General features: G+C 52.6%; 21 protein-coding genes. 7 read left to right on the forward strand and 14 right to left on the reverse strand.

The annotated features are described in order from the left end of the window. Positions 1-78 precede the first annotated feature (78 nt). From KNP06_RS11510 to KNP06_RS11530, 5 genes are all read right to left on the reverse strand, one after another. The gene (locus KNP06_RS11510; RefSeq protein WP_034781087.1) at positions 79-1971 is read right to left on the reverse strand and encodes an ABC-F family ATP-binding cassette domain-containing protein; all 1893 of its coding nucleotides are present in this window, start codon (positions 1969-1971) and stop codon (positions 79-81) included. Next, positions 1968-2669, reverse strand: coding sequence for a lysophospholipid acyltransferase family protein (locus tag KNP06_RS11515; RefSeq protein WP_214789150.1), 702 nt, complete (start codon positions 2667-2669; stop codon positions 1968-1970). Before KNP06_RS11515 ends, KNP06_RS11510 begins: the two co-directional genes overlap by 4 nt. Positions 2670-2763: 94 nt before the next feature. Continuing rightward, positions 2764-3024, reverse strand: a complete 261-nt coding sequence (locus KNP06_RS11520; RefSeq protein ID WP_034781079.1) for a hypothetical protein — start codon at positions 3022-3024, stop codon at positions 2764-2766. Positions 3025-3109: 85 nt separating this feature from the next. Continuing rightward, entirely contained in the window at positions 3110-3352 is a 243-nt protein-coding gene (locus KNP06_RS11525) for a hypothetical protein (RefSeq protein WP_214789153.1), read from the reverse strand. 128 nt (positions 3353-3480) lie between these two features. Then, complete coding sequence (locus KNP06_RS11530; protein WP_021067792.1) at positions 3481-3630, reverse strand: hypothetical protein; 150 nt, start codon at positions 3628-3630, stop codon at positions 3481-3483. A 288-nt stretch (positions 3631-3918) separates the two neighbouring features. Here KNP06_RS11530 and KNP06_RS11535 point away from each other — a divergent pair, with 288 nt between their 5' ends. From KNP06_RS11535 to map, 5 genes are all read left to right on the forward strand, one after another. After that, positions 3919-4770: a CvfB family protein gene (locus tag KNP06_RS11535; RefSeq protein WP_214708749.1), complete on the forward strand. Its 852-nt coding sequence runs from the start codon at positions 3919-3921 to the stop codon at positions 4768-4770. Positions 4771-4933: 163 nt separating this feature from the next. Beyond that, a complete protein-coding gene (cshA, locus tag KNP06_RS11540) occupies positions 4934-6436 on the forward strand; it encodes a degradosome RNA helicase CshA (RefSeq protein WP_214789156.1) in 1503 nt (500 codons plus the stop codon). Between the two features lie 101 nt (positions 6437-6537). Further along, positions 6538-6789 (forward strand): hypothetical protein, encoded by a 252-nt coding sequence (locus KNP06_RS11545; protein WP_021067789.1) that lies wholly within the window; start codon positions 6538-6540, stop codon positions 6787-6789. 44 nt (positions 6790-6833) lie between these two features. After that, the gene (locus KNP06_RS11550) at positions 6834-8018 is read left to right on the forward strand and encodes an EAL-associated domain-containing protein (protein WP_034781059.1); all 1185 of its coding nucleotides are present in this window, start codon (positions 6834-6836) and stop codon (positions 8016-8018) included. 12 nt (positions 8019-8030) lie between these two features. Further along, positions 8031-8780: a type I methionyl aminopeptidase gene (gene map / locus KNP06_RS11555; protein ID WP_214712413.1), complete on the forward strand. Its 750-nt coding sequence runs from the start codon at positions 8031-8033 to the stop codon at positions 8778-8780. Positions 8781-8829: 49 nt separating this feature from the next. On the opposite strand, the gene menC is transcribed toward map, so the two are convergent. Genes menC through KNP06_RS11585 form a run of 6 tightly spaced genes read right to left on the reverse strand, consistent with a single transcriptional unit; the run spans position 8830 to position 15933 of the window. Beyond that, positions 8830-9897, reverse strand: coding sequence for an o-succinylbenzoate synthase (gene menC, locus KNP06_RS11560; RefSeq protein ID WP_214789159.1), 1068 nt, complete (start codon positions 9895-9897; stop codon positions 8830-8832). Further along, a complete protein-coding gene (gene menE, locus KNP06_RS11565) occupies positions 9881-11251 on the reverse strand; it encodes an o-succinylbenzoate--CoA ligase (protein ID WP_214708760.1) in 1371 nt (456 codons plus the stop codon). The genes menC and menE overlap by 17 nt, the downstream gene beginning before the upstream one ends. Before the next feature lie 49 nt (positions 11252-11300). Further along, positions 11301-12125 carry a 1,4-dihydroxy-2-naphthoyl-CoA synthase gene (gene menB, locus KNP06_RS11570; RefSeq protein WP_021067784.1) on the reverse strand — a complete coding sequence of 275 codons (825 nt, stop codon included), beginning with the start codon at positions 12123-12125 and terminating at the stop codon, positions 11301-11303. Further along, positions 12126-12902 (reverse strand): alpha/beta fold hydrolase, encoded by a 777-nt coding sequence (locus tag KNP06_RS11575; RefSeq protein WP_214712443.1) that lies wholly within the window; start codon positions 12900-12902, stop codon positions 12126-12128. Then, the gene (gene menD, locus KNP06_RS11580) at positions 12902-14551 is read right to left on the reverse strand and encodes a 2-succinyl-5-enolpyruvyl-6-hydroxy-3-cyclohexene-1-carboxylic-acid synthase (RefSeq protein WP_214712399.1); all 1650 of its coding nucleotides are present in this window, start codon (positions 14549-14551) and stop codon (positions 12902-12904) included. Before menD ends, KNP06_RS11575 begins: the two co-directional genes overlap by 1 nt. Next, positions 14548-15933, reverse strand: a complete 1386-nt coding sequence (locus tag KNP06_RS11585) for an isochorismate synthase (RefSeq protein WP_214789163.1) — start codon at positions 15931-15933, stop codon at positions 14548-14550. Before KNP06_RS11585 ends, menD begins: the two co-directional genes overlap by 4 nt. 166 nt (positions 15934-16099) lie before the next feature. On the opposite strand from KNP06_RS11585, the gene KNP06_RS11590 reads away from it, so the two are divergent. Both KNP06_RS11590 and KNP06_RS11595 read left to right on the forward strand, forming a co-directional pair. Further along, complete coding sequence (locus KNP06_RS11590; protein ID WP_214789166.1) at positions 16100-16999, forward strand: 1,4-dihydroxy-2-naphthoate polyprenyltransferase; 900 nt, start codon at positions 16100-16102, stop codon at positions 16997-16999. A 19-nt stretch (positions 17000-17018) separates the two neighbouring features. After that, complete coding sequence (locus KNP06_RS11595; RefSeq protein ID WP_034781037.1) at positions 17019-17570, forward strand: beta-class carbonic anhydrase; 552 nt, start codon at positions 17019-17021, stop codon at positions 17568-17570. Between the two features lie 41 nt (positions 17571-17611). Here KNP06_RS11595 and KNP06_RS11600 read toward each other — a convergent pair whose 3' ends face one another. From KNP06_RS11600 to KNP06_RS11610, 3 genes are all read right to left on the reverse strand, one after another. Continuing rightward, a complete protein-coding gene (locus KNP06_RS11600; protein ID WP_214789169.1) occupies positions 17612-18559 on the reverse strand; it encodes a YihY/virulence factor BrkB family protein in 948 nt (315 codons plus the stop codon). Positions 18560-18627: 68 nt separating this feature from the next. Then, entirely contained in the window at positions 18628-19065 is a 438-nt protein-coding gene (locus KNP06_RS11605; protein ID WP_034781346.1) for an NUDIX domain-containing protein, read from the reverse strand. 66 nt (positions 19066-19131) lie between these two features. Beyond that, a complete protein-coding gene (locus tag KNP06_RS11610) occupies positions 19132-20058 on the reverse strand; it encodes a carbohydrate kinase family protein (RefSeq protein WP_214789172.1) in 927 nt (308 codons plus the stop codon). Positions 20059-20115: the final 57 nt, after the last annotated feature.

Raw genomic sequence — 20115 nt, forward strand, 5'->3', positions numbered from 1 at the left:
CTTCCAAGCGCTGCACTCGAATTGTCCATACATGGCTACACGAAAAACAAGGATCACGCCGACGCGTGATCCTTGTTTTTAGTTCTTCTGTGCTTGAATTTGTTCATCAATCTCCGATAAATATTCCCATCGCTCCATCTTCGCATCGAGCGCTTCTTTCAACGCGGCAATGTCGGCGTACAGTTCATTCACTTTACCGAGGTCGCTACCCGCTGCGGCGAGCCGTGCCTCGGCTGCCTCGATCTCAGATTCGAGAGAGGCGATATCATCCTCGATCGTCTCCCATTCTTTCTGCTCTTTAAAAGTGAATTTGACGACATCGACTTTGACACGCTCTTTCTTCTCTTTCGATTCTTTTTTCACTTGTTGCTTCGTCTGTTCTTGGAGTGTGGCCAAATAGTCACTGTACTCCGCATGATAAACGTTGATCGTCCCGTCTTCGAACGCAATCAGCTGTTCGGCGATCCGATCTAAGAAATAGCGGTCGTGACTGACGGCGATGACCGTGCCTGGGAACGACTCCAAATAGTCCTCGAGGACGGACAATGTCTCCGTGTCGAGATCGTTCGTCGGTTCATCTAAAAATAGCACGTTCGGCTCGTCCATTAAAATCCGAAGCAAGACGAGGCGGCGTTTCTCTCCACCCGACAGTTTGGCAATCGGTTTGTATTGCGCGTCCGGGGTGAATAGGAAGCGTTCGAGCATCTGACTGGCCGTGATCGTTTCGCCGTCCGGCGTATAGATGACTTGGGCGATGCGCTCGATCTCGTCGATAACGCGTCGCGTTGTGTCTTCGAATTCGACTTGTTGCCCATAATATCCGAGATGGACGGTTTCCCCGTGGACGACCGTTCCGTTCGTCGGTTCGAGGCGGTGGGCAAGCAAGTTCATGAGTGTCGTTTTCCCACTCCCGTTCGGTCCGACGATGCCATACCGTTCCCGGCGTCCGAACAACCACGTGAAATCTTCAATGAGCAAGTGATCGTCATAACCGAAGGACAAGTTCTCCACCTCGATTACTTTTTTCCCGAGGCGGCGCGAACCGACGGATACTTCGAGCGCCTCATCCTCGGCAAGCGTCTCTTGATGCTTCAAGTCCTCGACGCGCTGGATGCGTGCCTTCTGTTTCGTCGTCCGCGCCTTGGCACCACGACGCAGCCAAGCGAGCTCACGACGCAAGATGTTTTGCCGCTTTTGCTCCATTGAATGCGACCGGGCTTTTCGTTCGGCACGCTTCTCAAGGAAGAGCTCATAGTTGCCGTCATAGAAGTAACTCGTGCCATCGGCGATTTCAAGGATATGATTCGTGACTCGGTTCAAGAAATAACGGTCATGGGTGATGAGCAGGATGGCCCCCCGGTAATCAGCGAGAATCGTCTCAAGCCAAGCAATCGTATCGGCGTCGAGTTCGTTCGTCGGCTCATCGAGTAATAACAAGTCAGCTTCGTCGAGTAGGGCTGCGGCCAAAGCGACCCGTTTCTGTTGTCCACCGGAAAGCGAGCTAATCTCTGCCGTCACGTCAGGAAGACCGAGCCGATTTAAAATCGATTTCAACTTCGCTTCAGTCTCCCATGCGTCGGCTGCATCGACCGCTTGCTGGGCTTTCATAAAGCGTTCCAACCATTGTTCGCTCGTCGGGTTCGCCTCGAGTGCTTGACGCGCGAGCTCATACTGTTTCAACGCTTGGACGGACGGGGTGTCACTCGTGAACAACGCGTCTAAAATCGTTTGCCCGGGGGCGAAGTCGACCGTTTGGGTCAAATAGCGAATCCGGTAATCGTTCGGGTGTTGCATCGAACCCCGGTCTGCGGTCTCGACGCCGGCGATGATTTTTAAGAACGTCGACTTTCCGGAGCCATTGACCCCGATGACCCCGATGCGATTACCTGGGTGAATCGTCATCGTGACGTCGTCGAACAAGACTTTATCTGCAAATTCTTTATGAATGCCTTCGATGGCTAATAAACTCATGATTCTTCTCCTTCAACGACGCGGCGAATCATCGTCTCTGCCAGCGCCGCAATTTCTTTATTCGGGACGTCTGCCGGATCGATGACCGGTAAAAACGTGACGTCGACCGTACCCGGTGTGATTCGGTTTGTCGTCTCGAGCAAATGGTGGCTTCCTTTAATGGCGACAGGGACGATTTTGGCACCGCTTGATGTGGCGAGCGTCAGGCTACCAGCTTTGAACGCTTTGATCGGTCCGCCTTTTGAGCGGGTGCCTTCCGGGAAGACGATAATCGACTGTCCCGATTGGATCGTCTCGACGCCGGAACGGATTGCTTTAATGGACTGGCGCCGGTCGCTGCGGTCGATGAAGATACAACCCATCAGTTCCATCCAGCGCGGAATGATTGGGAACTTTTGCACTTCGATTTTTGAGATAAACGCTTTTGGATGTTTCGTCGCTGTGATCATAATTGGGACATCAAAGTTCCCTTGGTGGTTCGCGACGTAGACGACCGGTTCATTCGGGATGTTCTCTTGGCCGTGAACACGGACGCGAGCGCCGGCGATTCGTAGTAGAAAGCTTGCCCACTTATAGGCGACGGTTTGGACGTATCCATAACGTTCCGGGGGCGTCAGTCGCTTCGCTTTCGGATAGAACGGAAGTGTCAGCGGTAAGACGGCGAAAAAGGCGATAAACCAGATGGCGGTGCGGATCATACATATTTCTCCTCTCGATCGTTCAGTAATGAGTCTGGACACGAAGAAAGAGTCTTCCTCTCTTGACGAGAATCCGACTCTTCGGCATGAATCTTTATTCCCAGAAGCGAGAATCGCTTTCCTCTTCTTCTTCCTCGAGTTCGAACGTGATTCGTTTATTCACCGGGTCCACAGCAAAGTAAGCCCCATCTTGTTCGATGCTCTTGAACTGCATGACTTGGTCACTGCCGATTTCAAGCGTGAGTCGAATGCGATTGTCATCGTCGACGAGCAAGATGCCGTCTTCTTTTAGCCATAGCTCCATGACAGGTGAATAACGCAATAGCCATTCGTTCGATAAAGGGATTTCGTTCATACGTGTTTGTGCCTCCTACGGGTTGAGTCCGTTTTGCTCTTCTTGTCTAGAATAGAATAACAAAAGTGGAGGGGGAAGACGAGCGTTATGTAGAACGTTTACGCGTAGTTGAATGCATGCGCGCCACGATGCGCTTGATCTTTTTTTGATTCCGGCGCTCGATGAGCAAGACGTTCATTTGTGCGACCAACTGTTTAAATGAAGATAAGCCCATAGCGAGCAATACGGCGAACAGGAATGTACCGATCGGGTCTTTGAAAAAACCGGTTTGGAGCGAGACGGACAAACCGACGACCGAAAGAATCGTGGTGAGAAAATAAAATAGCATGAGTGACTCTCCCTTCCCAGATGATTCAATAATAAAAGCCGAACGTTATGTTCGTTCGACAGATGCATAAAAAATCCCTTTTTTTGTCGGAACAAAACAAAAAAACGCCTTCTGTCAGGAGAGGGCGTTTACTCTTGGACCATCGTGACGGATGAGGATACGTTCGTATCGACTCCGTTTGAAAAAATGAAGCTAAGTGAAGCGAGTAGCGCGAAGAAAGCAATCAATAAGCCTTTCATGAAGCGCTTCGCGAATGATCGAGATTGTACATCAAACATTTTATATCCCCCGTTCGGCCATGGCTGAAACCTAAATCGTTAAACAACACTTCCTTAATAATAACGTTTTCAAAATGTGGATACTAGATGGAAAATGCACGTTCACAAAATTGTCACAAAATTTGAAATATAGAAGCTAGTATACGGACCCATTTAGCAAAACGGGGGGGCAATCTTGTTCACATTTTAGACACAATTGAACGGAGTAAGAAAATCGAACGTGATATGATTAGGAACGTGTGTAGGTAGGTATACTGACAGTAACAGATGAAAAAGGATGTGGATTGTATGGCATTACGTGCAGGAGAAGTAGTAGACTTGGTCGCGGAACGTTCAGCTGATTTTGGTGTGTTTATCGGAAACGGTCGCGAAGAGGTACTCCTTCATCGAAAAGAACAAACTGAAGAAGTCACAGTCGGACAGACGGTGCGGGTCTTCCTTTATCACGACTCAGAAGGACGTCTCGCTTCGACGATGACGATTCCGAGCGTCACGTTCGATGACTATGAGTGGTATGAAGTGACTGGAGTCCGGTATAACACCGGTGTGTTCGTCAATATCGGGATTCAAAAGGATGTACTCGTCTCATTAGATGATCTTCCTGAGAACCGGTCGTATTGGCCAAAAGAAGGGGACAAGCTTTGCATTCGTCTCAAGTACGATCAAAAGAGCCGTCTTCTCGGGGAACCGGCCCACTATGCGTACTTGAACTTGTTGGCGCGTCCCGCTAAAGAAGAATGGGGCAATCAAGATGTCCATGCGGTCGTCGTCAATCGACGCGACGTCGGTGTGAACGTCTGGGTCGAAAATGAATCACTCGGTTTCTTACATGAAGCAGAGATGACACGTTGGCCACGTCTCGGTGAGCAATTGACCGTGCGTGTGACGCAAGTGAAACAAGACGGGACGGTACTCGTCTCGATGAAACCACGGGCATATGAAGCGATCGACCCGGACGCGGAAAGTATCCGTGCTTATATAGAAGAACGCGGCGGCCAAATGCCTTATGGCGACAAGACGGCGCCGGACGTGATCGATCGTGAGTTCGGGATGAGTAAAGCGGCGTTCAAACGCGCACTCGGGAAACTGCTGAAAGAAAAGCAAGTTGAAAAACTCGACAACGGCTATAAATTGAAATAAGATAACTCATGTCCAGGTGGCTATGAAAAGTTTTAGAATGTATTTCTTTCATTTTAGAAACAAATACGTTATAGTTAGTAAAGTTGACTACGAGGAAACATTGGAAAAACGTCTGTAGAACAAAACCTCAGACGTTTTTTGTATGAAAAAAGGAGAATATAATTTGACAAAATTCCAAGATTTACAGTTAAGCGAAGCATTAGTAAAAGGTGTACTCAAGATGGGCTTCGAAGAAGCGACACCGATCCAAGCTGAGACAATTCCTGTCGCACTCACAGGAGTGGACGTATTAGGTCAAGCGCAAACAGGTACAGGGAAAACAGCAGCTTTCGGTATTCCGACAATTGAGCGAATCGATACAAAGGCACGTCAAGTCCAAGCACTTGTTCTTGCACCGACACGTGAACTTGCGATTCAAGTTGCAGAAGAATTGAATAAAATTGGTGAAACGAAGCGCGTTTACGCACTTCCAGTATACGGTGGCCAACAAATCGACCGCCAAATCCGTGGTTTGAAAAAGAACCCACAAATCGTCGTCGCAACACCAGGACGTCTTATGGACCACATGAAGCGTAAGACAATCAAACTCGACGAAATCCAAACAGTGATTTTGGACGAGGCAGATGAAATGCTCAACATGGGCTTCGTTGAAGATATTGAGATGATTTTGAAAGGCCTCCCGGTTGAACGTCAAACGCTTCTCTTCTCTGCAACGATGCCACCACAAATCAAGAAGATTGCTGAGCGCTTCATGAAGTCGCCAACAATTATCAAAGTCAAAGCGAAGGAAATGACAGTTGAGAACATCAACCAACAATTCCTCGAATTGCGCGAAGGTCAAAAATTCGATACGCTTTGCCGTTTAATCGACATCGACTCACCAGAACTGAGCATCATCTTCGCTCGTACGAAGAAACGTGTTGACGAAGTGACGGAAGCACTCATCAAACGTGGTTACACAGCTGATGGTCTTCATGGTGACTTGACACAATCAAAGCGTGACCAAGTCATCCGTCGTTTCAAAAACGGCACAATCGACATCTTGGTCGCGACAGACGTTGCGGCACGTGGTCTTGACATCTCAGGCGTTACACACGTTTACAACTTTGACGTCCCACAAGATCCGGAAAGCTATGTGCACCGTATCGGACGTACAGGCCGCGCTGGTAAAACAGGTACAGCCCTTACGTTTATCACGCCACGTGAATTCGGTCAAGTCAAAGCAATCGAGCGTGTGACGAACAAGAAGATGAACCGTCGTCACGTACCGACAATCGCTGAAGTACTTGAAGGCAACCAAAAGCAAGCAGCTGAAGAATTGATTGAGCGCGTTCAAGCGGGCGACTTCAAAGCTTACACGCAACTTGCGACGGAACTTCTTGAAGAGTACGAGGCAGTTGAAATTCTTGCAGCGGCACTTCGTGGATTGACGAAAGAGCCAGATTCAACTCCAGTTGAAATCTCATATGCAGAACCAGTTCGCGTGAAACGTCAAGGTGGACGCAACGACCGTGGTGGATACCGTGGCAACCGTGGCGGTGGAGACCGTCGTGGTGGCGATCGTGGTGGACGCAGCGGCGGCGGCGGTGGATACCGTGGCAAACGTACGGGTGGAGACGACCGTCGTCGTTCGGACGACCGTGGCCCACGCCGTCCGCGTGACTAATCAATAACCCAAAACCGCATCTCCCTAAGTGGATTTGCGGTTTTTTTTTTGGTGTCATGCTACACTAAACGAGTAGAGACAGAAAAATGAGGTGTCAACGGATGATTGAACTAGGTTTTGGTCTCGTCATACTATTGGCGTGCGTCCTGGCTTTGAAACCGATTATAACGCGGACCGAGCGTCCAAATTTCCGATATATCCCGGTCGCCACGCTCTTGTTCGGCGCGATGATTTGGCTGGTGATGGCCATCGGCGTCGGCGGGAAAATGGGAATCGGGTACGGTGTGATGAGTATCGTATATTTCATTGCTTGTTTCGGTGCCTATATGTATGTGCATACACGAGCGAGCTGAGCCCAGCTCGCTTTCGTGTTTAGAAAAAAGACGAGGTGATCAAGGTGGATGCAGTGGATGTGATGATGAACCCAGAGGAAGTCGAAGTGACATTTGAACCGATTCTCGGGGCTGCTACCTTTCAAGTAGAAGGGTATATGGTACATGGGCAGTTCAGGGGCGAGTCGCTCACCCCTTTCTTTTACGACGATGACGTCCCGCTCGAGTATCAGCTCGATATCGCTAAACGTATGGAGCGTCTGGCGGCCGAACAGTTAAGGGATGCGACGCAATTCGTCACGTTCCGATGTCGGTCAGAGTGGATTCTCGAACAAGGTGGCGAGGCGTTTTTGGCCCCGCTTCGAGAATTGAACTTCCCGCTCCATCGCATTTATGTGACGCTTCAAGGGACGGATCTCGTTGACGTGTCACGCTTGTCACGAGTCGTCCAATATTATCGTTCATCTGGTGTTAAAGTCGCGCTCGACTTCGCAGAATCAACGAGCATCGAAGACATCATGACGGTGGCGCCTGAGATGTTGCTCGTCGATTTGGCGACGATGGTCGAGAAGAAGACGTTATCGGTCACGTATCCGCAAATGCTTCAGACGATGGAATATATCGCTTCCCGTCTCGGGGCTCCGCTCCTCTATAAATCGATCGACCATCTCGGACAGTTGCGTTATGCGTGGCGTCATGGCGGACGTTATTATATGGGCAGTCTCCTCGGGCAAAGCGATGCGATGCCGCCGCGCGAAGCGAAAGGTATGAGCGTATTGACGCAAGAAGTACCGTCGTTCTTCTTACACGATCAAGAGCGATTAAAGCGATTATATGAATTGGAGTTCGAACTCCATAAACAAATCCACGATCTCGTCCAAAGCGGGAAGTGGTCGCGCGATAAGAAAGATGAATGGTTGCTCCATATTGCCCCGAAACTCGAAGGGACGTTCGTCCGTTACTATTTGACGGACCAAACCGGGTTCCAGACGAGCGCAAACGTCTATCAGGCACAGTCCGCTTGGACGGTCGATAACACGTATCGCGGCTATAATTGGAGTTTCCGTCCGTATTTTATTCGGACGATGGCAGCGATGGACGTGCGCGGACGGGGCTACTTGTCCGAGGATTATCGCGACTTCAGTTCGAACGAAGTGACGCGGACGTTCAGTTATCCGTTACCGGACGGCATGTTCTTGTTTGCGGACTTATCAGAAGAGTTCTTATATCAAAATCGATTATTAGATTGAGAGGGAAAACGAATGTTAGATTATGATTACGATGCATTGCGTGAGATTGGGCGAATCGTCGCCTTGGCGCGCGATGAGATGGCGAAAGCGGTCAAACCGGGCATGACGACGAAACAGTTGGATGAAATCGGGCAGCGTATTTTGGAAGCGGAAGGGGCCGCCTCGGCCCCGATCACGATGTATGAGTTCCCGGGTTATACGTGTATTTCCATCAATGACGTCGCAGCCCATGGGATTCCAGGTGACCTCGTCATCCAAGACGGCGACGTGGTCAACGTCGACGTATCCGCCGTGAAGGACGGCTACTATGCGGACACAGGACGTACGGTCATCGCGGGCACACCGAAATCGGCTAAACACGAGCGTTTGGTCGAAGTGTCATTGACATCGCTCGAAGCGGGTCTCAGCAAAGTGAAGGCCGGCGTCAAGGTCAACCAAATCGGGAAAGCGATTTATGCCGATGCCCGTAAGAACGGCTTCACGGTCATCCGTAACTTGGCGGGCCATGGCCTCGGTCGCACGCTTCACGGTGAGCCGGAGACGATTTCGAACTACTATAGCCGTGAAGAGAACGACATCTTGAAAGAAGGACAAGTCATTGCCGTCGAGACGTTCATCTCGACGAAAGATGAAATCGTCTATCAATCAGAAGAGGACGGTTGGTCGTTGTTCACCCCGAACAACAGCCTCGTCTCCCAGTTCGAGCACACGGTCGTCGTCACGAAAGACGGCTATGAAGTATTGACGGGCACATTCCGTTAACGATGAAAAGGCGGCAGACGCGAAGTCTGCCGCCTTTTTTGCGGAGTTTTTACAGGAGTCGAATCGTCTGTTCATTCAGTTGCTCGATCATCGTCCAATCCGGTGCGACCTGGTCGGGAAGCATCAATTGTCCGTTCTCGACCTCGAGCGGGGTATCGAGCAAATCGGTCTCGAAGTAAGCGCTCGTCCCGGCCATATCGGCCGGGTAGGCGGCTCCGCTCAATGAGGCGAATAAGAGCGTGTGATAACGGCCGATGGAGGACTCATACATCCCACCGACCCAGTAGGGGGTACCGCTATCGCGAATCGCCAGCGCCTCGCTCAAGCCGCCGACGCGGGCCGGTTTGATATTGACGATGCGGCCGGCTTGGAGCCGACGCATCGTCGCCACGTCTTGTGCTGAACTGATCGATTCATCGAGGCAAATCGGTGTGGTGAGACGTGCCTGTAAATTCGCTGTCTCGACCCAATGTGTGCTCGGACAAGGCTGTTCGATCATCAAGAGACGGTAGGTATCTAACGCCTCGAACCAGTCAAGCGGTTGCTCGGAGCCACTTCCATTCAAATCAATCATGAGCGGGGCGTCCGGAAAATTGCTTCGAATCTCATTGAGCGCGGGAAGTAGTTCATGCGGGGACGCTTTTAACTTGATCCGGTCGAATCCGGACGCGAGCGCAGCCTCGATGGCGTTCAACGTCTGACTGAGCAGACCGATGCCAATCGTCCGACCGCAGGCCACGACATCGCCGGCTTGGATGTATTGTTTTAATGTCTGATTCGCGCGGGCCGCTTCCACTTCCCATAGAGCGCTCTCCCACATCGCTTTCGCCATCGGTTGGCCGATGATCGAGCTGACATGGGTACCGAACGAGGCGGCAGACAACGTCATCCCTTTCAGGAGTTGGACAATTAAAGCGGACGTATCGATGACGGAGCGGACGGTCTCAGCCGTATACCATGGCGTCTCGAACGCGACACCTTCCCCGTAGCCGACAACACCGTCGACCGTCTCCAGCCGGAGAATGACCGTCCGTCTCGTCGTCAACACGGCGTGGGCGGTGACAATCGGATGTTTGAACGTGAGGGGGACAATATACAGTTCAGCGCGACGAATCATGGTCAGCCTCCTTTAAGCGATGACGCATCAATTTACCGTTGGCGTTACGAGGCAGCTCGTCGACGGCAATCCATGCTTTCGGATGTTTATAAGATGCCAGATGGTCGTGCAATAGCTGAATCGCCTCATCGAAATCGAACGTACCGACCGTGAAGGCGACGGGTACCGCTCCCCAAGTCGGGTCGGGACGACCGACGACCCCGACGTCTTGAATGCCCGGGCAACGCAATAACACGCTCTCGATTTCGGCCGGATAAATGTTCTCACCGCCGGAGATGATCAAATCACTGCGGCGGTCATGGACGTACAAGTAACCGTCTTTCATCGTGCCGAGGTCGCCCGTTTGCCAATAGCCGTCGGGCGTCCAAGCATCGGCCTCTGGCTGTTTATAGTAACCAGGGGTCACCGTCGGTCCGTTCACTTCAATCTCCCCATCCGCATTGATACGGAGTTGGGTCGGCGCGATTGCTTGACCGCTCGAACCGATGTGGGCGAGTGCCTCGGCTGGCAACAGCGTCGCGACTTGCGAACACGTCTCCGTCATCCCGTACGTCTGGGCGACCGGTAACTGCCGCCGCTCGGCTTCTTCGAGCAACGGACGCGGTACGGGACCGCCGCCGACGAGCAGAAGTTGCAACTGATGGCGGGAGAGACCTGCGTCGAGGAGCCGCTTAAGCATGACCGCAACGAGCGAGATGTGGGTGATTCTCGCCGTCTCAATCAACTCGAGTGTACGAGCGACATCGAACTTCGGTTCGACGTATAGTAGCGAACCGAAACGAGCGCTCCGATACACTTGCGCGAGTCCGCTCATATGGAAGAGCGGCGTCACGACGAGCATCCGGTCACTTGTCCCGTAACCGAGGCGCGTCTTGGCTGCCTCGGCGCTCGCGACGTGATTGCCGAACGTCTGCTTTACGGCCTTGGCCCGTCCAGTCGTGCCTGAGGTGAACATGAGCGACATGACTTCATCGTCTGCCCACTCGTGCGGTGTAGCGAGTGACGCCTCATCTCGTGACGTCAACGCGAATTGGGTGATCGACAGTTCAATCGGTTCATCGACGAGCAATACATCGATATCGGCCGTCTCGATTTGTCCTGCCAGTTCGCTCATCGTCAACCGTGTGTTGAGCGGAACGAGTACTTTTCCGAGTAACTGGATGGCGTGGACAGCGATGACATAATCAGCGCTGTTCACAGCGCGTAATCCGATATGCCGGGCTTCGGGCGCGACCCGTTCCAGGAAGTGGGCCAAACGGGAGCTTTCCGTGCTTAACTCGGCCCAAGTTAAACTGACGGACGCGGTGACGAGTGCCATGGCGTCGCGTCGATGTTGTGTCACATAACGATTCATCATCAGAACCTCCAAAAAAAGAGTAGCGAAGTCGCTACTCTTTGTCGATTTACGGGAAACGCGGGAACTGACCGAAGTCTGGATCGCGTTTTTCTTTGAAGGCGTCGCGGCCTTCTTTTGCTTCGTCTGTCGTGTAGTAGAGAAGCGTCGCGTCGCCGGCAAGCTGTTGAAGTCCTGCGAGTCCGTCCGTGTCGGCGTTCATCGCTGCTTTCAAGAAGCGAAGGGCCGTCGGAGAGTGTTGCAAGATCTCTTGGCACCATTGGATCGTCTCGGCTTCAAGTTGCTCGAGTGGAACGACCGTGTTGACGAGTCCCATGTCAAGCGCTTGCTGTGCGTCGTATTGACGGCAGAGGTACCAAATTTCGCGTGCTTTCTTGTGGCCGATGATGCGGGCCAAGTAACCTGAACCGTAACCGGCATCGAACGAGCCCACTTTTGGTCCAGTTTGACCGAAACGGGCGTTGTCGGCTGCAATCGTCAAGTCACAGACGACGTGCAAGACGTGTCCGCCACCAATCGCATAACCGGCTACCATGGCGATGACTGGTTTCGGGATGACGCGAATCAAACGTTGAAGGTCGAGGACGTTCAAGCGTGGAATCTCGTCGTCACCGACGTAGCCGCCGTGGCCGCGGACTTTTTGGTCGCCGCCTGAGCAGAAGGCTTGATCGCCTTCACCAGTCAAGATGATGGCACCGACTTCTTTATCGTCACGGGCGCGTGCGAACGCGTCGATGAGCTCGTTGACCGTGAGTGGACGGAACGCGTTCCGTACTTCCGGGCGGTTGATGGTAATTTTTGCGATGCCGTTCCACTTCTCGTACTTGATATCTTCGTACGTGCGGACCGATGTCCAGTTTGCTACTGATTCCATTTAAATTCCCCCTAAAATCAATTTCTCTATCATTGTACCAAATTGTTGGGCATTCTCGACATGTGGAGCATGAGATGCGTCCGAAATTTCATGAATTTCAATATCGGGACGAATCAACTGCATATTCCGAGCAATCTGTTGAAACTTCACATCGTGTTCCCCGACGATCAAATCGGTGCGAGGTAAACGGTCGAGTAGCGGCCAGAGCGACGGCATGCTACCCGTCCCGATGGCGCGGAGGCTGTCCGCGAGTGCGGCTGGACGTTGGGCCAACCGCTCAGGACGTAGGGCGGCGCGCATCTCGTCGGTTTGATGCCAGAGCGGAAGACGTTCCCAACGGTCAACGAACGCCTCAAGTCCTGCTCGCTCGATGAATTCGGCGAGTTTTTCGTCTTGAAGCCGGCGTTGTCGACGTTCAGCCGCTATGTTGAGCCCGGGCGTCGTGCTAATGCCGATGAAGTGGTTGACCCGATCATCATAGGCGGCGAGTGTCATCCCGATACGTCCGCCGAGCGAGTAACCGACGACCGTCCACGGACCTTCGTCCGTATCGAGTAGCGCCGACAAGTCTTTAATCTGTTGACTCATCTTGGCACGCCCGACCGCTTGCTGTCCGGTGCCGCCGTGTTGCAATAGCGACGGGGCGACGAGCCGGACGGGGAGCTCAGGGAACTGGGAGATCCAAGTCGCACTCCCGGTGAACCCATGAAGAAGCAAAACGGGACGGCCGCTCCCACGTTCGAGCAACTCATAAGAGACGCCACGCACGGAACGCATCACGATTCGTTCTCCGTCGTCAAACGGTCCGTGAGCGAAGCGGTCCAACGACGATGCTCGGCCACGTTCCTAGCGCGATCAGACGGAAATTCAATCAGCTGAACGCCTGCTTCAATCGCCGTCATGACATCTTCAGGCTGCTCGAGCAAGCGATAGCTGAGTCCGTATGTCTCGGCAAATCCGCGCAAGTTCAAGTGGAGCGGCGTCCCGAACAAGTCCTCGAACATTTGCGGTGCGATCGAAGCTTGTGGCAAGAAGGAGAAGATGCCGCCGCCATCATTGTTGACGACGACGATGGAGAACGTACCTGGGTGCGATTTGACGAGTTGCAGGGCGTTGCTGTCATGATAAAACGCCAAGTCGCCAATTAACAGGGCGGCCTTGTCCGTATCGTGACAGGCACCGAGCGCGCTCGAGATGATGCCGTCAATCCCGTTCGCCCCGCGATTGGCGAGGACGTCGATTGACTGACCGGCTGAAAGTGTTGTATCGATATCACGGATTGGCATGCTATTGCTGACGAAGATGCGATCAAGACGAGACGCCAGCAAATGACGCGTCAATGCGCTTTCTCCGCTCAAAGCAGGTTTTGCGGATTCGGCGACGCGTTCGAACAATGCGAAACGATCGAATAAGTCGGCGTCATAGTCTTTGTTGATGGTGGCGACATAATCAATCGCATCGCCGTACACGACCGTGGCGCTGTTCGACGGGTCGCGGAACGATCCCGGTTGCTCGATCAAGACGTATGGCACGTCGTGAAGCCACTGATTCAGCCGTTTCGAGACGGGGGCAGCCCCGAACCGGACGACCGCGTCAGGTGTCCATTCCGTGCGATGCTCGCTCGCGAGCCACGCGTCATAGTTCGTCAAGACATGGTCAAACCGGCGCATCCCGCTCAATGGGTCGGCAAAGACCGGAATACGATGGGCCAGCGCCGACGTGTAGAGAGGCTCAAGCCATGATGTCGGAGTACCTGGTCCGACGATGAAGGCGAGACGATTGACGTCAATCTCTTGTTTGAACCGTTTCAAGTCGAGACTTGTCGGTTTAAGATAGGTCGGCTCAGAGGATTCGGATTCACCGCCCAGGAGGGACGTCAAGCGCTCGATATCCGGCAACAACGGTTCACGGAACGGGATGTTCACATGGACCGGACCGAACGGCGCATGCATACTCGTCCGGACGAGCCGGGCGACTGTCTGTTCCATGTAGCGCTGGCTCGCTGCTTCAGGAACGGGTAGGTCGACGCTCGCTTTCACGTGTTCGCCGTACAGTCGGACTTGGTCGATCGCTTGAGGCGCCCCGACGTTCCGAAGTTCGTGCGGCCGATCGGTCGTCAACACAACGAGCGGCAGTTGTGAGATATTTGCCTCGGCCACCGCCGAAAAGTAGTTGGTGGCGGCAGTGCCGCTCGTGCAGATGAGCGCGACCGGGCGCAACGATGATTGCGAACGAGTCAACCCGAGTGCGAAAAAGGCGGCCGACCGTTCGTCGACGATGATATGATGTCGGACGCTCGGATGAAGATAGGCGGCCATGGCGAGCGGTGTCGAGCGAGAGCCGGGACTGATGACGACGTCCTCGACTCCTTGTTCGACGAGCCGGTTCATCATACCGGCGACCCACTCCGTTAACGGTTCATTCATGCTTCATTGCCTCCTGCGCGTACTTTGTCCAATCCGAGAGCTTGCTTGATTGGACTGAGCTTGATTTCTGTCTCGGCGAGCTCCGCTTCGAGTTCAGACTCTTGGACGATTCCACAGCCTGCGTATAGCGCCACGAATTGATGGTGGACAAGAGCCGACCGGATCGAGACGACGAACTCTCCTTCACCGTCCGTGTTCAGCCAACCGAGCGGTGACCCGTACCAGCCGCGGTCGAACCGTTCAATCTCGCGCAACAAGCGGACAGATGTCCGTTTCGGAGATCCACCGAGCGCCGGGGTCGGGTGGAGCGACTCGATGATCGACAGCAAGGATGCGTTCGTATCGAGCGTTGCTTGAATCGGTGTGTGCAGATGGAACACCGACCGGTTCTCCAAGATGCGCGGCGACTCCGGTGCCTTGATGGTAGCCGCGTATGGTGTGAGGGCGTTCTTGATGTCCTTCACGACGATTTGGTGTTCCTCGAGGTTTTTGGCGTCGTGGAGTAATGTCTGTTTGGCTACATCCGATTCGATCTCGGTGTCTGGTCGCTTGATGGTGCCGGCGATGGCGGCCGTTTCAATGTACGGTCCTTGTTTCTTGACGAGCCGTTCCGGCGTCGCTCCGAAAAATCCGATTTCCCGCTTCGGCTGATACAAGAACACGTAACTGCCCGTCTGATGTTCTGACAAGTGGCGCAGTGTCGTCGCGAACGGGAACGCCTCTTCCGAGGTCTGGTAGATTTCTTCCCGGGCGATGACGATCTTTTCGACTCGTTCTTCAGTGATGTTCAGTTTAGCTTGTTGGAAACTCGACTTGAAATGGTCGACGCCGTCTTTGACTTGCGAGTAAGTCGGTGTTTGTTCGTCGGGCGCATGTAGCGCGTTGAACTGGGCGAGTTGATCGGCCAATTGAATCAAATATTGTTCGACCGAACGTTTGGCCGAGACGAGCGTCGAAACGGTCAACGTGTGCTTGTCGCCCGAGCGGCGATATAGAAATTTCGGCACGACCAACGATGCTTCACCGAACGCTTCCCACATATTTTTTTGGGGCCGCACGAACGTGTCGAACGAAAAGCCCGAGAACGCATAAATGACCGCGTCGACGTCCCGGCGGTGCAGGCTCCAATCGTACTGTAGACGTTGGAAACGTTCGGGACCAGAAGCCGTCAACACGAGCGCATCGGCACATCCGAGCATCTCGAGGGAGCGGTCTGGCGTCGAAAAATAGTAGTGGGACGTTTCAGTGTTTTGAATAATATGGAACGCGTCGAACGAAGGGATTTCCCATGTGTACGAGGCAAGTACCGGTCGTTGCCAAGCACGTGCCCGTTTATGGGCTTGTTCGATTCGTTGTTTAATGTGTGTTTGAGTATCTGGCATGAAAGAAAAGCCTCCTCAATCCAATGGAATTCTCATTCTTTAGTGTATCATGACTTCACAACAGAACTGGCCGTCAAATGCTCGAGAAAGTGAAGGGAGCCGTCCGAGCGGCGGGCATTGACAGGTTTTTTCAAAGAGACGTAAACTAACGAAGGGAGGGAAGTGCATGAAGAAGAGAGAGAAAGGTGCGTATTGGCGCATGATTCGCCCGCATACGTTGACAGCGAGCTTTATACCGGTGCTGTTAGGGACGTTCATCGTCCTTGGGCAAGTCGAGTTGAAGTGGGGATTGTTCTTAGCGATGCTCATTGCCTCGGTCTTGATTCAAATCGCGACGAATTTATTTAATGAATATTATGATTACAATCGTGGACTCGACCACGAAGGTTCCATTGGAATCGGTGGCTCGATCGTACGTGATGGGTTCACACCCGGACAAGTGCTCGGGATCGCGCTCGGTATGTATGGGGTAGCGGCTGTGCTTGGGCTCTATATTGCGGCTTCAACGAGTTGGCATTTAATTTGGATCGGTGTGCTGTCGATGGTCGTCGGATTCCTGTACACGGGAGGTCCGCTCCCGATCGCCTACACGCCGTTCGGGGAAATCGTCGCTGGCCTATTCATGGGTTATGTCATCATCGGCATCTCGGGATATATCCAAATCGGGACGGTGACGACAGAACTGTTGCTCGTATCGTTTCCGATGGCGCTTTTGATCGGGGCGATCTTGCTCGCGAACAACATTCGTGATTTGGATAATGATAAAGTGAATGGGCGCAAAACAATCGCCTGTCTCGTCGGACACCGTCGTGCCGTTCTCGTCTTGGCCGGATTCTTTATCGCGGCATTGGTCGGCATCCTCGTCGCCGTATTCGGGTTTGGCGTGACGCCGTGGGTGCTGTTGTCATTGCTGACAATTCCAATCATGGTACGGGCAGTGAAGCGTTTTTGGGTCAAGCGTGAACCGGCTGAACTCATGCCGGCGATGGCGATGACCGCAAAAGTGAACACGTTGTTTGGCGCTTGGATGGTCATCGGGTTAATGGTCGCGCGGCTAATCGCGTGAATTAAGAGGAGGGAACCACATGTCAGTCGTTCAAGAAATGCTAGCGTTTAATGAAAAATTCGTAACAGAGAAACAATATGAGCAATTTGTCTCGGATAAGTTTCCCGATAAAAAAATCGTCATTTTAACGTGTATGGATACGCGTCTGACGGCGTTGTTGCCTCAAGCCCTCGGACTAAAAAACGGGGATGCCAAAATCATAAAAAATGCGGGAGCCGTATTGTCACATCCGTTCGGATCGGTTATGCGTTCGATCCTCGTCGCATTGTATGCGCTCGGGGCCGAAGAGGTCATCGTCATCGGTCATTATGATTGCGGCATGGCGGCGATCGATCCGAATGCGGTCATCGCAGAAATGGAACGTCGCGGCATTGAACCGCAGACACTTCAAACACTCAAGTCGTCAGGAATGGATTTGGAGAAGTGGTTGCACGGGTTTGACTCGGTCGAAGCGAACGTCGTCAACTCGGTCAACCTCGTCAAAAACCACCCGCTCTTGCCGCCGGGCACGAACGTCCATGGGTTCGTCATCGACCCTGCGACCGGTCGTCTTGACGTCGTCGAAGCATAATGCAAAAGGCGGTCTCTTCTGGAGAGACCGCCTTTCTTTCGTTACCCGTATGTGTTGACGGGGATATCTTTATAGTCGTCTTCGTCCGAATCTTTTGATTTGGATTTTTTGTTTTTCTTGTAGTTCTTCTCGTATTCGTGCTCGCTCGGCGTTTTAAAGAAACGCTGCCACGTGGCGTTAATCTCAGAACCGATCAAAATGATCATTCCGGTCAGTTGGAGCCAAAGCAACGTGACGATGATTCCTCCGAGTGAGCCATACGTCGAATCATAATTGCCGAAGTTCGAGACGTAAAGACTAAAACCGAAGGAGACGATTTGCCAGGCGATGACGCCGAAGATGGCGCCAGGAATCGTGCTCTTCCAGAATACGTGTTGCTGCGGGGCGATTTTATAGAAAATTGACAGCGTGAAAATCAAGATGACGGTCGTCAGCACGTAGCGGAACACGTTAATCAAGATGACGTCTGCCCCTGAAATGGGGATGTAACGGGCCACGAAATCGATGATTTGCGATCCGAACACGTTCGAGACGATGAGCAACAGCACGCCGATGCCGAGCAATAACGTCAATCCGAGGGCGATTCCTTTGCTGACGAAGAAATTTCGTTCGTTGTCTTCCCCGTATGCATGAATCGCCATGTTGACTAGGCGTTCGACCCCTTTAGCGGCCGACCAAATTGCTAAAATCGCACCGATTGAGAGGAGTCCGCCGCGCGGTTCGCCGATGGCGTCAAAGATGCCGGATAAAAATTCAGTCGCGGCCGCACCCGGGGCCAAGTTATTCAGTTGTTCTTGGAATGACGCCTGTGAGATGTCGAAGAACGACAACAACGCGAGAATGAAGATGAGTCCCGGGAAAATCGATAAGAACCAAAAAAAAGCGAGCGTCGCACCATAATCTTGAACATCATGTTCTTTGAAGCGACGAAGCAACTCTTTCCCGAAAGCGAACCAATTCTTTTCTTCTTTTACTTCTGTAGTATCCATATATGTGCCTCCTGAACGTTATCGTTAGAAACTTTCTTTCCCGAAATGTCAGGAGGCTACACATGAAATTAGTCTTCGGCCAGCGTTTTATTGAAAAATCGCTCGGCTTCGTTCGACAGCAAGTCGGCGAGTGACGGTGGTCGTACCGGTAAATGGCTGAGCGCGCTTCGCTTCACCCACATCGGCGTATACGATCCGTTCGTTTGCTCTGCTTGAAATTCTTCACCTGTCCCGGTGCCGAATTCGCCACCGGTCATCCGGGCCCAGTAGTATGGGTTCAACTCTCCATTGAAGGCGACATGTGCGGCTACGCCTTCAAGTTCGACGTGGACGCCGAGCTCTTCGAACGCTTCACGGACGGCCGTCTCTTCAGCCGTATGCCCGAATTCGACACCACCGCCCGGAAATACATAATACAAAAGGTTTTCTTTCTCTCGGCGAATGAGCGCGACTTCGTCATGTTCATTCACGAGGATGATGGCACTGCGTAATTTTGTTCTGACCAATGGAATCGTTCCTTTCGATTTCGTATCGTGAACAAAACGCATCGACTCGCGGCCGATGCGTTTTGGTTAATCTGTTGCTGGTTGTTCAAGTGAGGCGTACATGTCAGGTGTCAGGCCGTTATCGTGCGAGGCGATGACTTTCCCAGCGACGCGCATCCCGAGTCGGAGCGCATCTTCAATCGGGTGACGTTTCATCAACTCAGAGATGACAGCGGAGAAGAATGAGTCACCCGCACCGGTCGAGTCGGCAACTTTCACTTTCGTCGTCGGGACGTGACCTTGTTCATTCGTGCGTAAGTCGACATAGACGGCGCCGAGCTCACTCATCGTGACGATTGTGAGCGGAGCTCCTTTCATCGCGAGCACTTCGGCGACGCGTAACGCATCGTCCACTGTGACGATGGACATATCAGACAAAATCTCCGCTTCTTCGCGGCTACAGATGAAGCCGGTGAAACCTTGGAGTAAATGACGGTTCCGTTCAATCACCGACAGATGACCGCACACGCCATACAGCGGAAGCTTCATTTCGCGGCACAGTTCAATGGTCTCGTTCAATACATTGACCGACAAGTCGAGGTCAATCGCGACCGCCTCACTTTCAGCGAACACCGTATCGATGCGACGGAGGATACATTCTTCCATCGTCGCTTCGTCCGGTTGCTTCGAGATTGACGTTTGCAGGTCGCCGTTATTATCCATGACGGCAAGCCACATGCCCATCCCATTGTCATCGAGCAAATCGACGTGATCGACGTTGACGTTCAAACCGCGGAGTTCTTCGAGAACACCCATCCCGATTTGATCGTTCGTCACGGTCGACACGAAACGGACGTCATTCCCGAGAACACCTAAGTTTTGGGCGACGTTTCGGCCGGTCCCACCGTTCGAGAACGCGATGTCACCGACGTTCTTGGCATCTTTATGAAGCGGGGCGAACGAGGTTCCTTTAATATCGACAAACACCTTGCCGATTACTGCAATCGTATTCATATACTGTACCACCTTTAGCCAGTCTTCCTATTAGTTCCGGTCTCATTAGACACATTG

The organism is Exiguobacterium sp. s21, from assembly GCF_018617975.1.
In the GTDB taxonomy this organism is placed as follows: domain Bacteria; phylum Bacillota; class Bacilli; order Exiguobacteriales; family Exiguobacteriaceae; genus Exiguobacterium; species Exiguobacterium mexicanum_A.